This window comes from Myroides sp. C1519 (assembly GCF_038039755.1).
Taxonomy (GTDB): Bacteria; Bacteroidota; Bacteroidia; order Flavobacteriales; family Flavobacteriaceae; genus Flavobacterium; species Flavobacterium phaeum_A.
In genome coordinates, this window is record NZ_JBBPHM010000019.1 from 58,301 (window position 1) to 65,903 (window position 7,603).

Sequence of the window (7,603 nt, forward strand, 5' to 3'; positions counted from 1 at the left end):
ATGAAGATAAAGATGTTTGCTTTTGATTCTTTTTGAAAGATTAAAGATTACTGTTTAGTAGTAGCTTAAGTTTTAAATAGCATTCAATAAGGCTATATCAGATGTTTTAAGTCTACTAATAGTAGTTAAAGTGTTATGTGCTATGATTGATTAAATGAGAGGTATGTATATAAAAAAAGCCCGGCGTATGCCGAGCTTTTTTGTTATATGTTAATCGAAGTGATTATTCGAAATTGATATCACTAACTAATAAATCATATGAAACACCTTTACCAACTTTTAAAGAAAATAAACTTTCTCCATCTACTTTTTGGTATTCAGAACCAAGTGATGATAAGTCAAGAATAATCTTAACCCATTTTCCTCCTGTATTAATTACACCATTATATTGGTTATTTCCAATTGTTTTTATTGTCATTTCATTATCAGTTGATTTAACTTCCTCTATATTGAAAGCACTGTATGACTTGTCATTTTTGTGCACATTTAAAGATAAGCTTTTCTCTGCTGTTCCCTTGATATAGAAAACAATTTTAGTTTTATCTGAAGGTACATTTTTTGCTTTAGTTGTGAAAACATAATCATTTCCTGTTGGATTTCCTTTGATTGCCATTGCTCCTTTACCATCTTTACCTTGACCAGGAGCTTCTTTAGCATAAGATTTGATACCTTCCTTAGTTAGGTTAGCTGTAAATGCAGCCCAATCATTAAAATCAGCAATTACATTTGAAGTTTGTCCAGGGTTTTCACCACCTTCTCCTGGTTTCTCAGGGTCAGTTGGTTTCTCAGGGTCAGTTGGAGTTCCACCAGCTTCACCACCTTCAAAAACGATATCAGAAACAACTAAGTCATAAGCAACACTTTTTCCTACTTTGAAAGAGAAAATATCTCCTTTTCCAGTAGTATTATAGTCAACACCAGTTAAGTCTAAAGTAACTTTAATCCAATTTGGAGCGTTAATAGATCCAGAAACGTAATCGTTTTGACCATTCTCTGGTTTTCCAGATTGTGTTCTTTTTGTTGCTGTTAAAGTAATATCTTTAGAGAATACTGGCTTTTCTTTATCTTCAATTTGAGCATCAGTAGCTAAGTTAAATACAGCATAACTACCATTGTTTCTATTTACATTGAAAGATAATGTTTTTGAAGACGTACCTTTAATCCACATTGTTATAGCTTTCGCCCCTTTCACTACAGATTGATTTTGTATAGTAAATACATAGTCATTTTCTTTAGGAGTTCCTTTTATCTCCATTGCTCCTTTACCATCTTTACCTTTACCAGGAGCTTCTTTAGCATAAGATTGGATACCAAATTTGTTAGTTGAAGCTACAAATTTAGTCCAGTTAGAGAAGTTAGCTACATAAGCTGGAGTATTTTGATCAACACCATCTTTGTCTTTACCTTCCATATCACCTGGAGTTTCAGGATCAGTAGGAGTAGAACCTTCAAAAGGATCTTTTGTTAAGTTGATATCAGCAATCGTTCTTGGGTAGAATTGAATTTTATCTTGGAATACATCAAAGATACCTGTAATGCTACCACTTTCTGAAGTAATAACCCAATCTTTAAAGTCTTCAGAATATTTTCCAGTTCTAATATCAAAAGAATTACCTTCACTATCAACTACCTTTCTTAAAGTATATCCTTGTGCATCAACATCCGCTGAGTCATAAAGTTTTTTACCAACTAATGCTCTGTCAAATTGAACATCTGTAAATGTTACTAATTTTCCAGCGTAATCAGTTTTGTTAAGACCTTTTAAAGCTAAAACATTGTTATATGTTGTTTCAAAATCTTTAACTGGTTGACAGTATGTAGAAACATATTTTTTAACTGCAGTTCCAGGAATTGCAGCAGTATATTTGTTTTTACCACTTGAAGAAGTATAGATACCACCTCCAATATTTAAAAGACCAAAGTTATCGTGGATGTATAAACCATCCATTTTTAAGTTGATTTTTGTACCTACTGGGAATTGAGCATTACTTCCGCTAATTCCAATTGAAATAATAGCTGGTAATTGAGTAGATTCATCTACGATATGTAATTTTTGGTGAAAGTTTCCACCTTTATCACTTGATATTACAACACCACTAATGATTAGTCCCTCTTCATTAAGTTGAGCTACATCTTTAGTTGCTTTTGAGTAGATATCAGCAATTGATGCATTAGCAGCAACAACTGGATCAGTACAAGAAATATTTGGTACTGAAAAGTCATCGTTTTTAGCACATCCCGTTAGGATAAGCCCAGCAAACGAAAAATATAATATTGATTTAAATATTGTTTTCATAATGTTTTCTAATTAGAAGTTGTAATACACACTTACAAAGAAGTTACGTCCAAATCCGTAGAAGTATTTATTTCCGAAAGTATTTACTCCACTACTTGTGTTTTTAATTTCTCTCTCGTAGTTAGCGTTTCTTGCTTGTTCGAAACCTCCAGTTTTGTAATGTTTGTTAAATACGTTGTTGATACTTGCATTAAGCCCTATGATATTTCTATTAGGTAATCTCCAAGATTTTCCTCCAGTAATATTAACTAATGTAAAATCATTTAATTTTTCTTGCTTTAAGATAGAGTGTAATTTCTCTTCTGTTAAATCAGCAAAAGGGTGTCCAGGATTAGCAGGATCTTTAACAAAGTTATCAGTTCTTCTTAATGCAGATACGTTAGTAAAGGCATTGTCAAAGTAGTTGATGTTTGCTCCAACCCACCAGAAACTTGGGTCTCTGTATTCTAAACCTAATGATAATGCTGTTTGTGGACCATTACCATATTTTACATTTTTCATATACGATTGACCGTAATCAAAAGTTTGAGCAACGTTATCTGAGTTTAGTTTAATATTTGGATTATTAGTATAGAAAGATTGACCTATAGCAGCAGCAGCAGTAGCTTTTAAAGTTTGAGTCAATTGGTATTCAGCACCAAGCTCTAACCCTAAGTTACGTTTGTTTACACCAGTCAAGATTTCAGAAACGAAAGCACCACCAGTTGAAGAAAGGTAATCTCCATTAGCATCTACAATTCCAACACCGTCAGCATAGTAGAAGTTAATTTGTGTTCCGTTTTTAATTTCAGATAAATAACCAGAAACCTTAGCTTTTAACTTTGGAGTTCTAACGATGTAGCTTGCATCAATACTGAATACATCCTCATTCGTAAGATCCTTAGTCACTAAGTTATTAACTCTAATATTTGAATAAGTATTTCTAATAGTAGGAGCTTGGTTATAATAAGCCACGTTCATATTTAAAGCGTGACGTCCAGTAATGTGGTAAGTAGCACCCCCTTTAAAACCGAAGTTATTAAAGTCGATAGCCCCACTTTTACCATAAGAGTTATTCATATATACAGGGTTTCTGTATAATCCCTCTCTTTCATAACGAGTATATCCAATATTTTGCGCTACATAGAAATCTACTTTATCAAAGTCAAAAGTAAATTGTGTAAATACATTTACTACATCAGCAAATACATTGTAGTTATATCCAAATTTATCTTTATTATGGATTCTTCTATCTTTATTGTTGTAGTCGCTATCTTGGATTTCAATAGGTTGGTAAGTATCAATATCTTCATAGTATGATCCACCTAAAAGGTCAACCATTTTCTTGAAGTTACTTGATTTCAATCTTCTATAATTAATACCAGCATCAAAAGTAGTGTGGTCGTTTAATTGAGATTTGAAATTAGTATTGAAGTGGAAAGTTTTATCCTCTTGTCTATCTTCGTAAAGAACTATTTTACTTCTACCTCCAAAGTTTCCATTTGTTTTATAGATATTTTCCCAATCTATTTGACCATTATTTCTAAAAGCTTCTTCAGCATCGTGAGCTTGGTATAAGAAAGCATTAGTAGTGTTTTGGAATTCACTGTCTTTATTTTCAAAATCTGCGCTACTCATCGACCAATATGACGGATCAATTTGGTTGTAGTAGTAACTTGGCATAAACTTATAGTAAGTAGGGTCTGGGTTTAAGTTATTTTGGTAACCTAAACGACTATTAGCAATATGACCAAATTGGTAAGCAGCAGTAGTTGTTAATGTATTTCTATCGTCAATAGTCCAATAGTGAGTTAACATAAAGATAGGCTCTTCTACGTCTTTATAACGAGAGTTTCTCTTATCTCCATTTTGGTATCCCCAGTAAGAGTTGTATTTGTAGTCTTTTAAAGCAACTTGCTCATCCGTTACAGGAGAGTTTTTACCTCTTTTATTTTTTGCATAAATAGCAGAGAAGTTTAAGCTATGGCTTTCATTGAATTTTTTCTCAACGGCAGCAAATAAAGATAATGCGTCATAGTTAGTACCATCAACAAAACCTTCTTTAGCTCCACGGTAAGTAGCAGAAAGTACATAAGCCCAACCATTTCTATCCATTCCAGAAGAATAAGTAGCGTAAGGTCTCCAGTTATAGTTCGTATTCGAACCAGAGAAACCTGCTTTAGCCCCTTTTCTGATGTGAGAAGCTCTTGTAGTAATTGATTGTGTACCTAAGATACCACCAAATGTGTGATCAGAAGGAGTTGAACCTGCAGAAAACACTTGGTTTCTTGTAGCATCATTCAAGCCACCCCAGTTTCCGAACTGAGGACGTCCGTCATTAATTTTGTTCATTACAACTCCATTAATCAGAGTTCTTCCATATTCATTGTCTAAGCCACGTACTTTAAAGAATGCTCCTCCCCAATTGTAAGCTGCTGCTTGTTGGAATGGATCTTTTGTAGCCTGCAATAAACCAGAAGATGTTTCTGATCCTGAGTTGTCATCACCTAAGTCGTTTTCAGTCAAAGTGATTAACCCCATTTGTGCTGTAGTAGCTAAATCTTCATCAAGGTAGATCGTTCCTAAATCGACATCTTGCGATCCGATTGTAACAGGTAATCTTTTCGTCAAGTAACCTACATACGTCACTACGATTTGGTGATCACCAGTTTTAACATCTTCCAGGACAAAGATTCCTTCATTGTTTGTTAAAGTAGAAATGTTAGTTGCGTCAATTCTTGCTAACACCGCGTTAATTGGTGTGTTAGATTTGGCGTCAACTACTTTCCCTTTAATTTCCTGAACTCCTTGTGCGTAAGTAATAACTACCTGTAACACAAAGAACAAACTAAATAAAAGTTTCTTCATAAATTAAAAATGATTAAAGTGCTATGTTAAAAAAAAGCTAATCGCTTATTTCTTTCACAAAGGTATGTTTTTAAAATAATATTAACTACTTTTGTTTCAAGAAATAAGCAGTACTTTACTTAAACTTAACACGGTCATGAACATCAAACTTCACAACCTATTTTTATTCCTTGTTTTCTTGGGGTTAGCGGCTCAAGCACAGGAAAAAAAATACGAGATTCAAACAATCGCATTCTACAACTGCGAGAACCTATTTGACACTATTAGAGATCCAAAAATCTATGATGAAGAATGGACTCCAACAGGTGATCAAGCTTGGACTTCTAAGAAATACAATCAAAAAATCAGCAACTTAGCGAGAGTTATGTCTCAGATAGGAACTGATGAAAATACTAAAATGCCTGCAATTATCGGTGTTGCCGAAGTTGAAAACAGAGCAGTGTTGGAGGATCTTGTAAGAGATCCACAAATGTTACCAGGTGATTACGGAATTGAGCATTATGATTCTCCAGACAGACGTGGTATTGATGTTGGATTGTTATATTCTAAAAAACACTTTAAACCTACAAGTTCTACAGCACATTCTTTGTATATCTATGATATGAAAAAAATCAATAGAGAAACAGGAGAGTTAGGAGCGAGAATTTATACACGTGATCAATTATTAGTAAGCGGGTTATTAGACGGAGAAGAAGTACACTTCATCGTTAATCACTGGCCTTCAAGAGTTGGTGGTGAAAAAAGAAGTAGCCCTTTACGTGAGGCAGCTGCTGCTTTAAATAAACAGATTATCGATTCTTTATATAAGATTAATCCACAAGCAAAGGTTATTACAATGGGAGATATGAATGATGGACCATATAATAACAGTATGAAAAAGGTACTTAAAACTGAAGCGAATAAGAAAGATGTTAAGAAGGGTGGATTATTTAATCCAATGGAGAAAATGGCAAAAGACGGTTTAGGTACTTTAGCTTATAGAGATGCTTGGGACGTTTTTGATCAAATGATCGTTACAGAACCTTACTTAAATGACAACTACGATTCTTGGAGTTTCTGGAAAGCAAGAATTTATAAAAAACCATTTATGGTTCAGCCTACAGGGCAATACAAAGGTTATCCTTTGAGAAACACTAACGGTGTTCCTGGATTCAGTGACCACTTCCCAGTGTACATTTACTTGATTAGACAGGCTAAGTAATAGCCATTTAAATAAATAAAAAAGGCCATTTCTACTTTTGTAGGAATGGCCTTTTTACTTTATGCAAACATTTTGTTTATGATTTCTCTACCGTAAACAAGTGATATTTTTTCGACAAAAGATTGAAAACTAAAGCTCGCTTCTTGGTTTGCATTGTCAGATATTGTTCTGATTACAATAAAAGGCACTTCAAACTCAAAACAAACTTGTGCTACTGCAGCACCTTCCATTTCAACACACAATACTTGAGGTAATTGTTTTTGTAGATTTTCTTTCTGTTCATTCGTTGAAAAGAATTGGTCTCCACTCGCAATTGTGCCCATATGTACTCTTGGTTGTTCAATACTAAACGGAGCAAGGTCTTCTTTACTAACTACTTTGTGTAAATTGTCTATTGCCAGAATTGACTGCACTTGCATTTCGGTGTTTTTAGACCACTGTTCGTCTGTATCAAAAAACGTTTTACCTAAAAGCGGAATTTCAAACTTAGGGCGCAAAGGAGAAGCATCCATATCATATTGAACTAAATTAGTTGCAATAACAACATCCCCAACCTTCACATCTGGGTGAATTCCCCCAGCAACACCAATAAAGGCAATTTTAGAAACCTTAAATTCTAACAATAACGTTGCAACTGTTGCCGCCGCCGCTACTTTTCCTATTCTCGAATAAACAACTACTACCTTTTGTTGTCCTAATTTTCCTTCGTAATAAGTACGATTACCAATGGTGTGTACTTTACTGTCTATAAGTTGGTTGATAATACCATTTACTTCCTGAGGTATTGCACCTAATATTCCAATTGTATCCGTTGACATATACTAAATTTAGTTTTCAAATGTACAAAAAACAAAAGCAGTACAGTAAGTTAACAGTTAATATATAAGATGGAATCACAATCTGTCATAGATTAGAAATAGATGTTGGTTTAGTAACGGATTCAATGTAAAAGAGAAATATGAACTTGTTGTCAGAATTTAATAATCAACAACTTTGTATTGACTTGAATAATTGAGGAAATGAAGAATTAGGAAATAGCTGTTTTTAATACCATTTGTAAATTTTTATGTAATCATTACAAGGGTGTTTGTATATTTTATATATAATTTATGTATAGTGCTTGTATGTTTTTACATAGAAAGTATACAAGCACTATACAAAGACTATACATACACTATACAAGCACTATTTATATGATTAAGAAAAAATCTGTCTCGTCCTACTATAGCTGTACAGCTATAGTTGATAATCCTGTTTTG

The 7,603-nt window shown here is 33.6% G+C and carries 4 protein-coding genes; 1 reads left to right on the forward strand and 3 read right to left on the reverse strand.

All coding sequences use genetic code 11. The features are described 5' to 3' along the window. Positions 1 to 223 precede the first annotated feature (223 nt). Both AABL81_RS11020 and AABL81_RS11025 read right to left on the reverse strand, forming a co-directional pair. Positions 224 to 2,296 carry a DUF5689 domain-containing protein gene (locus AABL81_RS11020; protein ID WP_341341035.1) on the reverse strand — a complete coding sequence of 691 codons (2,073 nt, stop codon included), beginning with the start codon at positions 2,294 to 2,296 and terminating at the stop codon, positions 224 to 226. 12 nt (positions 2,297 to 2,308) lie between these two features. Beyond that, on the reverse strand, positions 2,309 to 5,143 hold the full coding sequence (locus AABL81_RS11025) for a carboxypeptidase-like regulatory domain-containing protein (RefSeq protein ID WP_158209710.1): 2,835 nt from the start codon (positions 5,141 to 5,143) through the stop codon (positions 2,309 to 2,311). Positions 5,144 to 5,279: 136 nt separating this feature from the next. On the opposite strand from AABL81_RS11025, the gene AABL81_RS11030 reads away from it, so the two are divergent. Beyond that, positions 5,280 to 6,344 carry an endonuclease/exonuclease/phosphatase family protein gene (locus tag AABL81_RS11030; protein WP_341341036.1) on the forward strand — a complete coding sequence of 355 codons (1,065 nt, stop codon included), beginning with the start codon at positions 5,280 to 5,282 and terminating at the stop codon, positions 6,342 to 6,344. 59 nt (positions 6,345 to 6,403) lie between these two features. Here AABL81_RS11030 and AABL81_RS11035 read toward each other — a convergent pair whose 3' ends face one another. Beyond that, positions 6,404 to 7,162: a 5'-methylthioadenosine/adenosylhomocysteine nucleosidase gene (locus tag AABL81_RS11035; RefSeq protein ID WP_158209708.1), complete on the reverse strand. Its 759-nt coding sequence runs from the start codon at positions 7,160 to 7,162 to the stop codon at positions 6,404 to 6,406. Positions 7,163 to 7,603: the final 441 nt, after the last annotated feature.

Bases quoted from the DNA above. Each gene is read 5' to 3' on its own strand.
- AABL81_RS11035 (WP_158209708.1), bottom strand. From the start codon at position 7,162: ATGTCAACGGATACAATTGGAATATTAGGTGCAATACCTCAGGAAGTA.
- AABL81_RS11025 (WP_158209710.1), bottom strand. From the start codon at position 5,143: ATGAAGAAACTTTTATTTAGTTTGTTCTTTGTGTTACAGGTAGTTATT.
- AABL81_RS11030 (WP_341341036.1), top strand. From the start codon at position 5,280: ATGAACATCAAACTTCACAACCTATTTTTATTCCTTGTTTTCTTGGGG.
- AABL81_RS11020 (WP_341341035.1), bottom strand. From the start codon at position 2,296: ATGAAAACAATATTTAAATCAATATTATATTTTTCGTTTGCTGGGCTT.